Consider the following 16245-nt stretch of genomic DNA (forward strand, 5'->3'; position numbering starts at 1 on the left):
ATCGGCAAAGCAAGCGAAGGCCGGCACTCTCAACGGCCGCGTTCAGCCCAGGAGTACTGGTGCTCCGGACGTCCGGTGCTGCCGTAGCGCAGGCTCATCCGGACCCGGCCCTCGTCGGCCAGCCCGGCCAGGTAGCGCTGCGCCGTCCCGCGCGCGATGCCGAGCCGCTCGGCTACGTCGGTCGCGGTGAGCGGCTCGTCGGCGCGCCGCAGCTCCTGGGCGACCAGCCGGGCCGTGACCGGCGACTGCCCCTTCGGCGTGGGCGGCCGGTCGGCCTGGTGCAGCGCCTGCACGGCCCGGTCGACTCCCGGCTGGCTCACCTCGCCGGCCCGCGGGTCGAGCAACCGGCTGAACCGCGCGTAGGCCCGCAGCCGGCCGGCGAGCAGCTCGGCGTTGAACGGTTTGATCACGTAGTTCAGCGCGCCCGCCCGCAGCGCGGCGCGAACCGTCGCCGCCGAGCCGTCCGCCGTCACCATCAGCACATCGCAGCCGAGCGCGCCGATGATCTCGATGCCCGGCCGATCCGGCAGGTAGTTGTCCAGCAGGGCGACATCCGGACGCAGCGTGACGGCCAGCTCCAGCGCCTGCGCGGCCGTGTGTGCGGTGCCGACGACGCGGAATCCCTCGACGGCGCCGACGAAGGACGCGTGCACCTGGGCCACGCGGAAGTCATCGTCGACCACCAGCACGCCGATCACGCCTCGGCCTCCTTCGGTGACCGCACCGCCAATACACCCGGTAGCCGCGCCGACAGCACGGTCCAGCCGTTGCCGCCCGCGTTGGTCACGCGAACGTCGCCGCCGAGCGCGGCCGCGGTCTGCTGCGTGATCGGCAATCCGAGACCGCGCCCCGGCCCGCGCGAGGACACGCCCTCGACGAAGATCGCCTCGACCCGATCCGGAGCCAGCCCGTCGCCCGTGTTGGACACCGACAGCACGAGGTCGGTGCCGTCGGCGAGCAGGTCGACGACCACCTCGGCCGGACGGCGGGTGGATCCGGACGCGGCCTCGATCGCGTTGTTCACCAGGTTGCCGAGCACGGTGATCACCTCGACGGGCGCGACGAGCTTGTGCGGCAGCCAGCTGGTGTCCGACAGGGAGAGCCGCACGCCGACCTCGGCCGCCTCGGCCGCCTTGCCGGCGAGGAAGGCGCGGATCGTCGCGGACGCCACGGCATCGTCGTCACCCAGCCGGCCCAGCTCCGGCGCACCGATCAGCGCGGCCAGGTACTCGCTGGCGTCCTCGAGGCCGGCCGTTTGCAACAGCCCGTGCACGGTGTGCAGCCGGTTCGCGAACTCGTGCCGCTGCGCCCGCAGCGCCTCGGTCATCAGCCGCACCGCGTGCAGTTCGTCGGTGAGCTGCTCGATCTCGGTGCGATCCAGCAGGGTCAGCACCGAGCCCAGCGGCGTGCCGTCACGCTCCACGCTGCGGTGCTTGACCACCAGGACGCGGTTCCCGCTCACCGCGACCGCCTCGCCCGGTGCCGCCACGACCGCGTGCAGTCGGGGCGGCAGGTCGAGCTCGCTGAGCAGCCGGCCGCGCTGCACCGAGTCGTCGAGCAACCGCTGCGCCTCGCTGTTCGCCATCGTCACCCGGCCGTCGACGTCCACGGCGACGACACCGTCGCTGACGGCGTACAGCACCGCCTCGCGCTCGCGCACCAGCTCGGCCAGGTCGGCCGGCTCCAGCCCGAAGGTGCGCCGTTTCAGCAGCCGTGCCAGCAGTGCCGAGCCCGCGACGCCGAGCAGTAGCGCGCCGCCGCTGAACAGCGCGGTGCGAGCGAGTAGCTGCAGCAGCGCGCTGCTGATGTCGTTGGCGTCGAACCCGACGCTGACCTCGCCGACGATCGTGCCGTCGGCGGTACGCAACGGGACCTTGCCGCGCGCGGACAGCCCGAGCGTCCCGCGTTCGATGTTCGCCACCTCGTGCCCGCTCAGCGCTGCGTCGGGGCTGGTGCTGACCTTCTTGCCGATCTCGGCCGGATTCGGGTGCGCCAGCCGGATTCCGTGCCCGTCCGTCACCACGACGAACAGGGCGTCGGTCGCCTGCTGCGCACGGACGGCGATCGACTGGACCGCGGGCTGATCATGCGCGACGACGCCCCGGGCCAGCAGCGGATCCACGGCAACGGTGCGGGCGACCGCCAGTGCGTGCCGCTCGTACTCGCGCTTGAGAGTGCGGTCCAGCTGCCACGCCACGAGCGCGAAGCCGAGCCCGACGACGAGCGCGAGCACTCCGATCTGGAGCAACAACATCTGCCGTGTGAAGGGCATGCGGCGGTCGTGTCGGCCCAGCGCCGAACGCAGCGCCGAACGCGGCGTCCGGCGCGACAGCGAAGGTCTGCGGGCCACAGCCCCTCACGCTACGTGTCGTGGAGAGCAAAACGAGCAATACGTCGGCAACGCGCACTGCCCCGATAACGGCGAGAAGGGCTGTGCGCCCCACCACAGCCTGCCTACCGTTCGCCAGTCCCGAACGAAAGGAGGCCCGATGTCCCCGCTGGTCGAGCTCGTCGCCGCCACCAAACGCTTCCCCACCGCCCGAGGCGGGCTGCACACCGCGCTGCGCGACGTGACCCTGTCGGTCGAGCCCGGCGAGTTCGTCGCGCTGGTCGGCCCCACCGGATGCGGCAAGTCCACGACCCTCTCCCTGGTCTCCGGGCTGCAGCCGGCCAGCTCCGGCGAGGTGCGGGTGAAGGGTCGTCCGGTCACCGCCATTCCCGACGGTGTCGGCTACATGTTCCAGACCGACGCGATGCTGCCGTGGCGCAACGTGCTCGGCAACGTCGCGGCCGGACCGCTCTGGCGCGGCGCCAACCGGCGCGATGCCCGCGACCGAGCCCGAGAGCTGATCGCGCGCGTCGGGCTGTCCGGCTTCGAGTCGTACTACCTGCACCAGCTCTCCGGTGGCATGCGCAAGCGGGTCGCGCTCGCCCAGACGCTGATGATCGAACCGGAGATCTTGCTGATGGACGAGCCGTTCAGTGCGCTGGACGTGCAGACGCGCGCGCTGATGCAGCACGAGCTGCTGCGGCTGTGGACCGGATCGGGAGCGGCCGTGCTGTTCGTGACCCACGACCTCGAAGAGGCGATCGCACTCGCCGACCGGGTAGTGGTGATGACCGCCTCGCCGGCCCGGGTCAAGGACGTCTTCGCGATCGGGTTGCCGCGCCCGCGCGACGTCGAGGAACTGCGCGTCACGGACGGGTTCATCGCGATCTACAAGCAGATCTGGCGGTCGCTGTCCGCCGAGGTCGACATCGCGCGGCAGGAGCAGAAGGAGGCCGGCCGTGTCGCCTGAGCAGGCCGTCGCCCAGCGTGTCAGGTCACGCACCGTCCGCGCTGCCGGACAAGATTTCGACACCTCGGACGAGGTCGACCTGGCCCGCTGGCGAATGCGCCGCCGCCGCCGATCAGCGGTGGTCTGGACGCTGCGGGTACTGGTCCTGGTTGCCGTGTTCGGCCTGTGGCAGCTGGCCGCGTCGTACTGGCTGGACCCGTTCTACTACTCCAAGCCGAGCCTGATCTGGGACCGGCTGTACGGCTGGTTCACGGTCGGCACCTACAAGGGCTCGATCTGGGCGAACGTCAGCGTCACGCTGCAGGAGGCGGTGCTCGGCTTCGTGTTCGGCTCCTTCGCCGGCATCGTGCTGGGCATCCTGTTCGGCCGGGCTCGGTTGCTTGCCGAAGTGCTCGCGCCGTTCGTTCAGGCGCTCAACGCCGTGCCGCGCATCGTCCTCGCGTCGCTGTTCATCATCTGGTTCGGCCTGGGCATGGAGAGCAAGGTCGCCACTGCGCTCGTGCTCGTCTTCTTCCCGGTGTTCTTCAACGCCTTCCAGGGCGCCCGGGAGGTTGACCGCAACCTGATCGACAACGCCCGGGTGCTCGGCGCCGGACGGTGGCAGGTGCTGCGTTCGATCGTGGTGCCGAGCGCGACCAGCTGGATCCTCGCCTCGTTGCACACCGCGTTCGGCTTCGCGCTGATCGGAGCGATCGTCGGCGAGTACGCCGGCGCGGACAAGGGTGTCGGCCTGCTGATCTCCACCGCGCAGGGCACGTTCGACGCGGCCGGCATCTACGCCGGGATGATCCTGTCCACCGTTCTGGCGCTGCTCGCCGAGGTGATCCTCGGCTTCGCCGAACGCCGGCTGCTGCGCTGGCGTCCACCTGCCCCGTCCACCTTTACCGCGGGTATCTGAGCCCGTCTCACCCAGGAGGAACTGCACCATGAAACTGCGCACGCCCATCGCGGTCGCTCTCGCCGCCACCACGGCGCTGAGCCTGGCCGCCTGCCACGGCAAGTCCGCGCACGAGAGTTCCGGCGGCAACCCCGCCCACGTGTCGATCATGGTAGGCGGGCTGGACAAGGTGATCTACCTGCCCGCCGAACTCACCGAACGGCTGGGCTACTTCAAGGACGAGGGGCTGGACGTCAAGCTGCAGAGCGAGCCGTCCGGTGCCAGCGCCGAGACCGCGCTGGTCGCGGGGCAGGTCGACGCCGTCGTCGGCTTCTACGACCACACGATCGACCTTCAGTCCAAGGGCAAGTGCCTGGAATCGGTGGTGCAGTTCGCCAACGTGCCCGGCGAGGTCGAGATGGTCGCGACCGGCTCGGACATCTCCTCACCCTCGGACTTCAAGGGCAAGAAGCTCGGGATCACCAGCCCCGGCTCGTCCACCGACTTCCTCACCCAGTACTTGGCCGGCAAGGCGGGCGTGTCCTCGGCTGACTACACGAGTGTCGCGGCCGGTGCGGGCGGCACGTTCGTGGCGGCGCTGCAGAACCACGGCATCGCGGCCGGCATGACCACCGACCCGACCGTGCAGCAGGTGACCAAGAAGGGCCTGGGCAAGGTGCTGCTGGACATGCGCACCGTCGAGGGCACCCAGGCCGCGCTGGGCGGGTTGTACCCGGCGTCCTCGCTGTACATGGACTGCTCGTACGTGCAGAAGAACCCGAAGACCGTGCAGAAGCTGGCGAACGCGCTGGTCAAGACGCTCGGCTTCATCCACGACCACACCGGAGCCGAGATCGCGGCGAAGATGCCGACCGACTTCGCGTCCGGAAACGGCGGGTCGGACACCTACGTGGCGGCCCTGAACGCGAGCAAGAACATGTTCACCGCTGACGGGAAGATGGATCCGGCCGGCGCGCAGAACGTGCTCACCGTGCTCAGCAAGTTCCACCCGGATCTGAAGGGCAAGGCCGACCAGATCGACCTGAGCAAGACTTACAGCACGCAGTTCGTCGACGCCGCGCGCTGATCGGGGGTACGCCTTCCCCCACCCGGTGACGAGATTCCGGCACTGATTCTCGTCACTGGGTGGGGGGAGCGTGCGTTCAGCTGAAGACGGCGATCCAGATGGCGACGTAATGGCACAGCGCCGCGACCAGGGTGCACAGGTGGAACACCTCGTGGAAGCCGAACACGCCGGGCACCGGGTTGGGTCGCTTGAGCCCGTAGACGAGTGCGCCGAGCGTGTACACGACGCCGCCGAGCGCGATCAGGACGAACGCCGCGACGCCGCCGCCGTGCAGCAGGCCAGGAAAGACGAACACCGCGACCCAGCCGAGCGCCACGTAGGTGGGCACCGACAGCCAGCGCGGTGCGGCCGGCCACGCGGTCTGCAGGCTCGCGCCGAACAGAGCGCCCGTCCAGACCACGGCCAGCACCGCGACCGCAGACGTCCGGGACAGGGTGAGCACGGCGATCGGCGTGTAGGTCCCGGCGATGAACACGAAGATCATCGAGTGGTCCAGGCGCTTCATCAGCGCGCGTGACCGCTCGCTCCAGTTCAGCCGGTGGTAGAGCGCGGACGTGCCGAAGAGCATGGTGACCGTCGCCGCGTAGACGCTCGTGGACGCGACGGCCGGGCCGCCACGCAGCGCCGCGGCAACCGCGACCAGCGCGGCACCGCTGAGGATCGAGACCGCCGCGGCATAGGCGTGCAGCCAGCCGCGCAGCCGGGGTTTGAGGTCGGCAACCGCCGAGATCACCAGCGCGGGGGTGGTCGGCACGGGCGACGAGCTCATGGCCCAAGGTTACTGCAGCGTAGGTTCCGCGCCGAATTTCCGCGGGTCCCCACACAGCAGGGCGCATCGGGGCGGGCCGCGGTGGCGCTATGTTGAGTTCGTGGGTCTGCGCGATGCCGTCTATTCGGTCTACGAGCGTCGGCTGCGCGCCCACCTGGACGGCCTGCCGATCCCGCGGCACGTCGCGATCATGATCGACGGCAACCGCCGGTGGGCGCGCGCGGCCGGCTTCGACGACGTCAGCCAGGGCCACGTTATCGGGGCGCAGCACATCGCGAACCTGCTGGACTGGTGCACCGAGGCCGGCGTCGCGCACGTGACGATCTGGCTGCTGTCCACCGACAACCTGCGCCGCCCTCCGCGCGAGCTCGAGCCGCTGCTGCGGATCATCGCGGGGGTGGGCGAGGAGCTGTCCGCGCCCGGCAAGCCGTGGCGGTTGCACGTGGTCGGTGCCCTGGACCTGTTGCCGTCGGAGACGGCCGCCGCGCTGAAGTCCGCCGAGGAGCGCACCGCGGGGCGCGACGGGCTGAACGTGAACATCGCGGTCGGCTACGGCGGGCGGCGCGAGATCGCCGACGCGGTGCGCTCGCTGCTGCAGGAGCACGCTGCCGCCGGCGCGTCCCTGGAGGACGTGGCCGAGGTGATCGACGTCGACCACATCGCCGAGCACCTCTACACCAAGGGCCAGCCCGATCCCGATCTGGTGATCCGCACGTCCGGCGAGCAGCGGCTCGGCGGGTTCCTGCTGTGGCAGTCGGTGCATTCGGAGTTCTACTTCTGCGACGCGCTGTGGCCGGACTTCCGCAAGATCGACTTCCTGCGGGCGCTGCGTGACTTCGGCACCCGGCAGCGCCGTTATGGCGGCTGAGTTCGGGCCGCTCGTGCGAGCCGACCGGCTGGCCGAGCAGCTGGACGAGGTTCGCCTCGTGGACGTCCGGTGGTACCTGAACGGCGCCGGCGACGGCCGCGGTGGCCTGGACGCGTACCTGGCCGGCCACCTGCCCGGTGCCGTGTGGCTGGACATCGACTCCGACCTGTCCGGCCCGGCCAGCCCCGCCGCCGGCCGCCACCCGCTGCCGAACGAGGCCGCCTTCGCCGGCGCGCTGGGCCGGATGGGCATCGCCGAGGGCACACCGGTGGTCGCCTACGACGATTCCGGAGGCTCGACGGCAGCTCGGCTGTGGTGGCTGCTGCACGTGCTGGGCGAGCCGGTGGCCGTGCTGGACGGCGGCATCGACGCGTGGCCGGGCGAGCTCAGCACCGAGGTCCCGGTGCCCGTCCCGGTGCAGCGCCCGGTGCGCGAGTGGCCGGCCGGACGGTTCCTGAGCGCCGACCAGGTGGCCACGTCCGAGCGGGCCGTGTACGACGCGCGCACTGCCGTGCGGTTCGCCTACGGGGACGAGGCGATCGATCCCCGCCCGGGCCACGTCCCCGGTGCGCTCAGTGCGCCCTGGGCGGGCAACCTCGACGAGTCCGGGCTGTTCCGCCCGGCCGAGGCGCTGCGCGCGCGGTTCGCTGCCGCTGAGCCGAACGGTGCGGTCGCGTACTGCGGTTCCGGCGTCACGGCCTGCCACGACCTGCTGGCGATGACGGTGGCCGGGCTGGACGGGCTCGCGCTCTACCCGGGTTCCTGGTCGCAGTGGGGTGCCGACGAGACGCGTCCGGCCGCCCTCGGCCCTGCCTGAGCTGCCGAGCCCCCGCCTGAGCCCCTGAACCCCCGGCTGAGCCGCTGAACCCTCGCCTGAGCTGCCTGACCCTGCGCCCGGGCGCGGGCGACCCGCCGACCCGGTGCGCCTACCCGAAGGCCACCCGCACCCGACGTAGCGTCGACACCGGTGGGCCGGCCTACCCGACCCGCTCGGGAGGTCCCGCACGGTGGTCGATACCAGCGAGGGGGACCGGATGGTCCCCGCCGCTGCCGGCGCCCGGGCCGACCGGATCCTCGATTGCGCGGCGAACGCGCCTGCGAGCCGCCGCGCCCCGTCCACCGCCAGGAGCGATCCGTGACCGCTACCCGCCGCACGTTCGTCCTCGACACCTCCGTCCTGCTGTCCGACCCGGGCGCGCTGGGCCGCTTCGCCGAGCACGAGGTGGTGCTGCCGCTCGTGGTCATCAGCGAGCTGGAGGGCAAGCGGCACCACCCCGAGCTGGGCTGGTTCGCGCGGCAGACGCTGCGCGTGCTGGACGAGCTGCGCATCGAGCACGGCCGGCTGGACGCCCCGGTGCCGATCGGCGCGGACGGCGGGACGCTGCGTGTCGAGCTGAACCACTCGGACCTGACGACGCTGCCGGCGGGCTTTCGCATGGACAGCAACGATTCGCGCATCCTCGCCGTCGCGCTGAACCTGGCCGCTGACGACTACGACGTCACGCTGGTCACCAAGGACATGCCGTTGCGGGTGAAGGCGGCCTCGGTCGGGATCACGGCCGACGAGTACCGCATGCACCCGGTGGCCGACGCGACCGGCTGGACGGGCATGGCCGAGCTGGAGGTCGCCGCCGAGACGATCGACGCGCTCTACGGCGGCGAGCAGCTGGACCTGATCGACCACGCCGACTTCGCCGCGGTCGCGGACCAGCCGTGCCACACCGGGCTGGTGCTGCACTCGGCCAAGGGATCGGCGTTGGCCCGGGTGACACCGGACAAGCAGGTGCGGCTGGTGCGCGGTGACCGCGAGGCGTTCGGCCTGCACGGGCGTTCGGCGGAGCAGCGTGTCGCCCTGGACCTGCTGCTCGACCCGGACGTCGGCATCGTCTCGCTCGGGGGTCGCGCCGGTACCGGCAAGTCGGCGCTCGCGCTGTGCGCCGGGTTGGAGGCGGTGCTCGAGCGGCGCGCGCACAAGCGGGTCGTGGTGTTCCGGCCGCTGTACGCCGTCGGCGGGCAGGAGCTGGGTTACCTGCCGGGCAGCGAGAACGAGAAGATGGCGCCCTGGGCGCAGGCCGTGTTCGACACGCTCGGCGCGCTGGTGTCCTCGGACGTCATGGACGAGGTGCTCGACCGCGGCATGCTGGAGGTGTTGCCGCTGACGCACATCCGCGGCCGCTCGCTGCACGACTCGTTCGTCATCGTCGACGAGGCGCAGTCGCTGGAGCGCAACGTGCTGCTCACCGTGCTCTCGCGCATCGGCGCCGGTTCGCGGGTGGTGCTGACGCACGACGTCGCCCAGCGCGACAACCTGCGGGTCGGCCGGCACGACGGCGTGGCCGCGGTGATCGAGGCGCTGCAGGGGCATCCGCTGTTCGCGCACGTCACCCTCACCCGCTCGGAGCGCTCGCCGATCGCGGCCCTGGTCACCGAGATGCTCGAGGACCTGCCGCTCTAGCTGAGTCGAAGCCGGTGATCGTGCCGGACAGCTTCGGGTGCGCGCGTAGCCTCTAGCTGGCGCAATTGGCTGGCGCAATCGAGGTCGCTGTCGAAAGTGGAGAGTCGTGAAGCTGTCGGTAGTCGTGCCGTGCTACAACGAGGAATCGGTGCTGGAACAGCTGTTCCAGGCACTCGTCGAGCAGCTCGGTGCGATCACTTCGGAGTACGAGGTGATCCTTGTCGACGACGGGAGCCGGGACGCCACGCTTGCGATGCTGCGTGAGTTCTCCCGGCGCGACGGGCGGTTCCGATATCTCGCGTTGAGCCGCAATTTCGGCAAGGAATCTGCCATGCTGGCCGGGCTGAGCCAGGCGCGTGGTGACGCAGTTGCGATCATGGACGCCGACTTGCAGCATCCGCCGCACTTGCTCGCGCAGATGCTGCCGTACCTCGACGGCGACTACGACCAGGTGGTCGCGCGCCGCACGCGGACCGGGGACGCCGCCGTCCGCACGTTCGCCTCTCGGCAGTACTACCGGCTGATGAACCGGCTGAGCGACGTGCCGCTGGAAGACGGGGTCGGAGACTTCCGGGTGCTCAGCCGGACCGCGGTCCGTGCGCTGCTCGCCCTCGGCGAGTACAACCGCTTCTCCAAAGGGCTGTTCTCCTGGATCGGCTTCAACACGGCGACGGTCGACTACCAGAACGTGGCGCGTGAGGCCGGCGAGAGCAAGTGGCGGCTTCGGGACCTGGTCAACTACGGCATCGACGGGATCCTGTCCTTCAACACCAAGCCACTGCGGTTCGCGATCCACCTGGGTATCGTGGTTTCGCTCAGTGCCCTCGTCTATGCGGTGTGGGTGCTGGTGCAGGCGATCGTCAGCGGGGTGTCGGCACCCGGATACGTCACCCTGATCTGCGCCGTGGTGGGGTTCGGCGGCCTGCAGATGATCCTGCTCGGGGTGATCGGCGAGTACCTGGGCCGGATCTACGCCGAGACCAAGGGTCGGCCGCACTTTCTGTTGAAGGAGGCGAGCGGACCGGTGGTGCTGCCGGTCACCGAGGTGCTCGGCCCGGCCCACGAGCAGCTGGTCGCCGCGATCGAGCAGGCAGTGGCGCGCTCGGCGGAATCGAAGGCCACCCGCGAAGGCTGATGGTGCTCAAACGTCTCGCGCGCTTCGGTGCGATCGGTGTCCTCAACACCGGGATCTACTACGCCGTCTACCTCGTGCTCAGAACAGAGATCACCTATCTGCTAGCGCATGTCTGCGCGTTCGTCGTCGCGATGATCTGCTCGTACTTCCTGAACTGCTACCTGACGTTTCGCACGCGGCCGACCTGGCGCACGTTCCTGCTGTTCCCACTTTCCAACGTGGCGAACTTCGTCCTGACCACCGTCGGGCTGCGCATTGCGGTAGCCGGACTGGGCATCGATCAGCGGATCGCGCCGCTGGCCGTCGCCGTATTCGCGATTCCGTTGACCTACATCCTCGCTCACCACATCATGATCGGCAGACTCAGCGGCGTCGGGCACCCGCCCGAGGTAGGGCTCGCTGACTCCCACCGGGATGCGGCCGACTCCTAAGCGAGCAGTTCGCTGAACCGGGCTCCATCCCGGCGCAAATCACCGGTTATCGTCCTTCCCATGACGGCGCGTTCGGCAGGACAACTGAAAGCGCCGAGGTCGAACCCCCGCGCCACCAACCTGCCTTGGGTTCCCCGCTGGGAGGCCGGGCTGTTAGCCACCTGGTTCATCGTGTTCGCGATCCTGGCGGAGTTCTTCCCGCGGACCGGCGACGACTGGGCCTGGGGTACACACGAAGGCACAGATCGGCTTTCACACTTCTTCTCCGGGATCAATGGGCGCTACGGCGGAGATCTGACCGTGCTCATACTGGTCCGCGCCGGTCTCTTCGCGCCACTGGTTGTCTCGGCGATCGTCTGCGCGACCCTGTTTCTCGTGCTGCAGGTGTCCGACAACCGCTCGCCGCTCGGCTACGGGCTGGTCGGTCTGCTATTCCTCACCATGCCGCTGGGTACCTGGCGCGAGAGTGTCGTCTGGCTCTCCGGCTTCACGAACTACGCCTTCGCCGCGCTCGCCTTCCTCGGCCTTTTCGCTCTCGCCAAGGGCGAGTGGAGCGGTCGCCTTCGGCGGCCGGGAGCAGGCCGACTCGCGCTGGTCGCGCTCGCCGGGTTCGTCGGTCAACTGTTCATGGAAAACGTCACGCTCAGCATCTGTGTCATGGGTGTAGGGCTCAGCCTCCTGTTCCGTCGAGTGCATGGTCGCTGGGGTCCCTACGTGCTGACCTGGACCGCGGCGGGATTCGTCGGTGCTGCTGTGATGTTCTCCAATTCGGCGTACCGGACCGTGGCCCGTGGTGGACCCGCCTATCAGAAGACCCAGGTCCTGTCCGGGAAGAACGGACTACACGATCTGGCCGTCAAATTGTTCGACTACATCAGTACCCACGCCGTCGTGCTGAACGTAGTTCTGAATGCGACACTCGTCGTCCTCGTAGTTCTTCTAGTCATCGCATCCGGCCGATTCCGAACCGGCGCCGGACAGGTGATCATCGTGCTGTCCTTCGCGTTTCTGCTGCTGTCCTGGGGGCTGTGGTTGGCCGAGCGGCATCGGCACCTTGGCACGCGAACCCGATCGCTCGCGATGCTGGCTACCTTGCTTCTCCTGGCGATGCTGGTGCTGACGGCGCTGACGCTTATCCGCTCCCGCGAGCGGCGTTGGTCGATGGGCGTGGCCGTCGCATCGTCGGTCGTGTTGATCGGACCGCTACTGTTCGTCAATCCGATCGGGCCGCGCTGCTTCTATCCGACCTACCTGCTCTTGCTGGTTGCGGTGAGCGTCGTCGCGCGCGAGGTACGCGAACGGCTCAGCGTAGTCGGGCGCCCCGAGTTCTCAGTTCCGCTCCACCTGGCGTCGGCCGCAATCGTGGTGCTGATGTTCGTGGTGTACGTCACTATCAGCCACGCGCTCGACCGGCGGCTCGACCATATCCATCAGGCGGTTGACGCCGGACGCGATCATGTGCAGATCAGCCCGCTGCCATATCCGTATTACGTGCACAACGGCGATCCGTTCTTCTCGGTGCTCTATGAGCGGTTCAAGGCGTATTACGGCCTGCCGAGCGATCTCGTCGTGCAACTGGTGCCCAATCCCTGGCTGCGCGTTCCTGGAAAGCCGCCCCCACTGCCCGCACCATGATGACCGGCCGGCGGGCGGGTCATCTCGCTGACCCGCGGACTCGCCGCAGTTGATGAATCAGCCGCGTACCTACCCGTCTCAGCAGTTGCCGAGTACCGAGGCCTCGTGCGCGACTCGGCCCCTCGGTGAGATGCCAATAGGACGACTTGGTGATCGTGCTTGCATCTGGCTTGTAGAAGGGTGCGACGAGCGAGAGATGCGGACGCTCCCACGCAATATCGCGGCGAACGATCTTGGCGGGAACCCCCGCCGCGATGCAGTTGTTGGGAACCGATTTCGTCACGATGCTGCCGTATCCGATCACACTGCCGGACCCGATCTTGGCGCCGCCGAGTACGACGGCCGCGCGCCCCAGCCAGACATGTGCTCCGATCGTGATTGATCGAGCGGGATTGGCACGCAAACCGGTGCGAACGTCAAAGATCGGGTGGCCGTCGTCGGCGCGCACCTGATTCTCGCTGGCGAACATGACATCGTCACCGATGGTGATGTGCGCTCCCTCAGTGGCCGACATGGCGCACACCGAGGTCATCGATACATTGCGCCCGATCGAGACCACCGAGTCCTGCCCGACCCGGATCGCGGCGCGCAGCGGAGGTGCGCCGTCGTTACCGCCGATTCGCAGCACACCGTTATTGCAGTCGAAGTCCACAATCAAGCTCTCGATACGGGCACGGGGATCAATGGTGACCGTGTTGTTCGAGCCGGTGAATTTGACTCGTATTCCCTTTTCCTGCCTGCCCTGATAGCTGATCGAGTTTCCGCGCTCATCGGCGTAGGTGGACAGTTCGTGGATTATCGGCATTCCCCGGCCTTCGGTCTACTAGCTGACTGATGATGTAACGATCGTGAACACCGCAAACGCATTCAGGCTCATGCTCGGTAGGCGGAACGGGTACCAATCGACGCCGACTGTGTCGGGCCGGAACGCGTACCGAAGCTGCTCTTTGATGGATTGGAAGTGGTTGCGATGATCGATGGCGCCGATCAGCTTGTAACGGTCGCCGAGGCCTGCGCGTCGAGCCGCCCGGCCCGAGGTCACTGCCTTTCCGACTCGGTAGGCGAGGCCGGGGTCGGTCGGCAGGAGAATCGTGATCTGGCCGCCCGGCCTGACCACGCGCCGCATCTCGCGCGCAGCCATCAGCGGACTGTCCACGTGGTGAAGTAGGCAGGTGGCGATGACGCGGTCGAAGGTCCCGTCACGCTGCGGTATCGACAGAACATCGCAGGCCTCGGCGCGGATCCGGCTGTCGGCGCTCAGCTGGTCGGGCAGCACCGGCAGGCGCAGGTCGGTGACGAGGTAGTCGGTGAACTGGTGCCGGACGAACGGAATGTGTTCGCCGCGGTTGCCGCCGACTTCCAGCACGCGCGGAAAACTCGCCTGCGGACCGTACCGGCGCTCCATCGCTCGGTGCATGTAGGTGTGGAATACCGAGCCGTCGGCGGTCGCCGTGACGCTGGAGTAGTGCTCGCCGTACCAGTCCGCCAAGATGCTCGCGGGATCCTCGCCTGGGTCGGCTGTCATCCCGTCCTCCTCTCGGCGGCGGAGTCAGCCGCTGGCATCGGCCGGCATCGGCTCGGCCCGATGGTATCGGACCCGACTCGTCAGCGCCGTGCCCCGGAGTGTCGGCCGGCAGCGGTTACGGAGATCCCCGGAATGGACGTTAGAGTTCAGCGGGCGCCGGGCGGTGTGGTGGTGCCGAGTGACCGCGCCTACAAGCACGAACTCGATGGAGGGCAGCGTGACGTTGCTTCCTGCTGGGTGTGGGACGTCGTGACTGCCACGCCGGCCATCGCGCCGGTCGCACGAGACACCCGGCGCCCGCCTCGCTGGGAGCTGGCCGTTGTCGGCACGTGGTTCGTCGTCCTCGCCGCGCTGGCGGACTGTTTCCCGCGCAGTGGCGATGACTGGGTCTGGGGATCGGCCGCCGGCAACCGCCGCCTCGACACGTTCTTCGCCGGCATCAACGGCAGGTATGGGGGAAACCTGCTGATCGTTGCGCTGCTGCGAACCGGACCGCTTGCCGCCGTCGTGCTCTCCGCTGTCGTATGTGCCAGCGCCGTGCTGCTCCTCCAGCTCACCGGCAACCGCACGCCGCTCGGCTACGGGCTCGTCAGCGCGCTCGTCCTCGCCATGCCGTTGGGCGTGTGGCGGCAGGGTGTGGTCTGGCTGTCCGGGTTCGTCAACTACGGCGTCGCCACGCTCTTCCTGCTGGGCTTTCTCGTCATTGTCGCTTCCGAGTGGTCGCGATTCGGTCAGCCCGGGCCGCCCGGGCAGCCTGCCGCGCCGCCGCGGCTGCAACTGGTGGCGGTGGCGGTGGCCGGGTTCACCGGACAACTGTTCATGGAGCACGTCACGCTGTGTATCTGCGCGTTGGGCATCGTGCTGACCTTTGCCGGCCGCCGGGTGCATCGTTCTTGGCCGACGATGACCACCACGTGGACTCTCGCGGCCCTGGTCGGCGCCGCCGCGATGTTCTCCAACTCCGCGTACCGCCACGCGGTGGCGGGTAACGCCAAGTATCAGGGCGTGCAGCCGGCCTCCGGCAAACACGCGGCGCGCAAGCTGGCCGTGAAGGTCGTCGACTACCTGCCCACGCAGGCGGTGGTGCAGAATCTCGCTCTCAACGCGGTACTGCTCGTGTTGTTGGTCCTGATCGCATTGCGCGCCAAGCGGATCGCCGGCGCGTGGAGCAGGTGGGCGATCGTAGCGGTCGTCGCGTCTGTCGCATGGGCGGCTCTCGGGTACTGGCTGTGGCTCGTCGAGCGCCACGGGGGGACCGCCGAACGGGTACGCGCGCTGGCAACGCTCGACGTCGTGCTGTTGGCGATCGCGCTCGTCGTGACCGGTGCGAAGCTGCTGTCCGACCGTCGTAGGCGGTGGACTCTGTGGCTGTTGTGCGCGGCCGTGGTCCTGCTGGTCCTCCCGTTGGCAGTCGTCCATCCGCTGGGGCCACGCTGCTTCTATCCGTCCTATTTCCTGTTGCTGGCGATCGTCAGCCTTCTGGCCACGCCCGCCGCCGAGGCGTTCGCAGTCCTGCGCGTCAAAGGCGTCGCGTTTGCTCCGCACGCAATCGCCCTAGTGCTGCTGGTCGCGATGTTCATCGTCTACGTGCGTGTCGACCGGGCGGCCGAGCGCCGAATCGCAGCGGTTCGCGCTGCTGTGGCCGCGGGCCACAGCAGCGTCGAGGTGAAGCCACTGCCGTTCCCCAGCTTCGTTCATGACGGCGACCCGTTCAACCCGCGGCTACAGAGGAGCTTCAAGGTGTATAACCACCTGCCGCGCGACCTACGGATCGAATTGGTGCCGAACCCGTGGGTTCGCTCGCCCGGCAAACCTGCCCGCTCGCGATCCTGATTGCTGAGTTCGCGTGTCCATGCCCAGAACCCCACCGCCTCGATGCCGGGTTGCAAGCCAGCGATTCGAGTTGGGAATTCACCACTGCCTGGCACTGCTACGAGCAACTGCGGTCGGACTACGCCACTGTCAACCCACCCGCGGACCACACGAAGTCACCCAAGCCGACCGAATGTCAGAACCGAAGGCCGCAGGTTCTTGACACCTACTACCAACGGCTTTGTCCATGGCGGCGCCGGCACGGTCAATTTGCTCATTGAGAAGACCGTCGGCTGCTGTCTTACGACGCCACTGACGAGCTCTCGCGCATCGCGGCCGGCGCACGGGTAGT

General features: G+C 68.7%; 15 protein-coding genes. 10 read left to right on the forward strand and 5 right to left on the reverse strand.

The genetic code is table 11. The features are described from left to right. Positions 1-29: 29 nt before the first annotated feature. A complete protein-coding gene (locus M6B22_RS15815; RefSeq protein WP_269442528.1) occupies positions 30-698 on the reverse strand; it encodes a response regulator in 669 nt (222 codons plus the stop codon). Continuing rightward, entirely contained in the window at positions 695-2272 is a 1578-nt protein-coding gene (locus M6B22_RS15820; protein ID WP_269442529.1) for an ATP-binding protein, read from the reverse strand. Before M6B22_RS15820 ends, M6B22_RS15815 begins: the two co-directional genes overlap by 4 nt. A gap of 217 nt (positions 2273-2489) precedes the next feature. Between M6B22_RS15820 and M6B22_RS15825 the strand changes: the two genes are divergently transcribed. From M6B22_RS15825 to M6B22_RS15835, 3 genes are all read left to right on the forward strand, one after another. Then, the gene (locus tag M6B22_RS15825) at positions 2490-3299 is read left to right on the forward strand and encodes an ABC transporter ATP-binding protein (RefSeq protein WP_269442530.1); all 810 of its coding nucleotides are present in this window, start codon (positions 2490-2492) and stop codon (positions 3297-3299) included. 94 nt (positions 3300-3393) lie between these two features. After that, entirely contained in the window at positions 3394-4197 is an 804-nt protein-coding gene (locus tag M6B22_RS15830) for an ABC transporter permease (RefSeq protein WP_407935720.1), read from the forward strand. Between the two features lie 28 nt (positions 4198-4225). Continuing rightward, a complete protein-coding gene (locus M6B22_RS15835) occupies positions 4226-5263 on the forward strand; it encodes an ABC transporter substrate-binding protein (RefSeq protein WP_269442532.1) in 1038 nt (345 codons plus the stop codon). A gap of 76 nt (positions 5264-5339) precedes the next feature. On the opposite strand, the gene trhA is transcribed toward M6B22_RS15835, so the two are convergent. Then, entirely contained in the window at positions 5340-6032 is a 693-nt protein-coding gene (gene trhA, locus M6B22_RS15840) for a PAQR family membrane homeostasis protein TrhA (RefSeq protein ID WP_269442533.1), read from the reverse strand. Between the two features lie 100 nt (positions 6033-6132). On the opposite strand from trhA, the gene M6B22_RS15845 reads away from it, so the two are divergent. The 6 genes from M6B22_RS15845 to M6B22_RS15870 all read left to right on the forward strand — a co-directional run bounded on the left by M6B22_RS15845 (position 6133) and on the right by M6B22_RS15870 (position 12556). Then, positions 6133-6900 carry an isoprenyl transferase gene (locus M6B22_RS15845; RefSeq protein ID WP_269442534.1) on the forward strand — a complete coding sequence of 256 codons (768 nt, stop codon included), beginning with the start codon at positions 6133-6135 and terminating at the stop codon, positions 6898-6900. Further along, complete coding sequence (locus M6B22_RS15850) at positions 6890-7717, forward strand: sulfurtransferase (RefSeq protein WP_269442535.1); 828 nt, start codon at positions 6890-6892, stop codon at positions 7715-7717. Before M6B22_RS15845 ends, M6B22_RS15850 begins: the two co-directional genes overlap by 11 nt. Before the next feature lie 318 nt (positions 7718-8035). Beyond that, positions 8036-9355 (forward strand): PhoH family protein, encoded by a 1320-nt coding sequence (locus M6B22_RS15855; RefSeq protein WP_269442536.1) that lies wholly within the window; start codon positions 8036-8038, stop codon positions 9353-9355. Positions 9356-9461: 106 nt separating this feature from the next. Next, positions 9462-10490, forward strand: coding sequence for a glycosyltransferase family 2 protein (locus tag M6B22_RS15860; protein ID WP_269442537.1), 1029 nt, complete (start codon positions 9462-9464; stop codon positions 10488-10490). After that, complete coding sequence (locus M6B22_RS15865) at positions 10490-10921, forward strand: GtrA family protein (RefSeq protein WP_269442538.1); 432 nt, start codon at positions 10490-10492, stop codon at positions 10919-10921. The genes M6B22_RS15860 and M6B22_RS15865 overlap by 1 nt, the downstream gene beginning before the upstream one ends. Before the next feature lie 60 nt (positions 10922-10981). Beyond that, complete coding sequence (locus M6B22_RS15870) at positions 10982-12556, forward strand: DUF6056 family protein (RefSeq protein WP_269442539.1); 1575 nt, start codon at positions 10982-10984, stop codon at positions 12554-12556. Positions 12557-12575: 19 nt separating this feature from the next. Here M6B22_RS15870 and M6B22_RS15875 read toward each other — a convergent pair whose 3' ends face one another. Together M6B22_RS15875 and M6B22_RS15880 are read right to left on the reverse strand one after the other, a co-directional pair. Then, positions 12576-13361, reverse strand: a complete 786-nt coding sequence (locus M6B22_RS15875; RefSeq protein WP_269442540.1) for an acyltransferase — start codon at positions 13359-13361, stop codon at positions 12576-12578. Positions 13362-13379: 18 nt separating this feature from the next. Then, positions 13380-14045, reverse strand: a complete 666-nt coding sequence (locus M6B22_RS15880) for a class I SAM-dependent methyltransferase (protein ID WP_269442541.1) — start codon at positions 14043-14045, stop codon at positions 13380-13382. Between the two features lie 168 nt (positions 14046-14213). Between M6B22_RS15880 and M6B22_RS15885 the strand changes: the two genes are divergently transcribed. Then, positions 14214-15914: a hypothetical protein gene (locus tag M6B22_RS15885; protein WP_269442542.1), complete on the forward strand. Its 1701-nt coding sequence runs from the start codon at positions 14214-14216 to the stop codon at positions 15912-15914. Positions 15915-16245 lie beyond the last annotated feature (331 nt).

This window comes from Jatrophihabitans cynanchi (assembly GCF_027247405.1).
Lineage (GTDB): Bacteria > Actinomycetota > Actinomycetes > Mycobacteriales > Jatrophihabitantaceae > Jatrophihabitans_B > Jatrophihabitans_B cynanchi.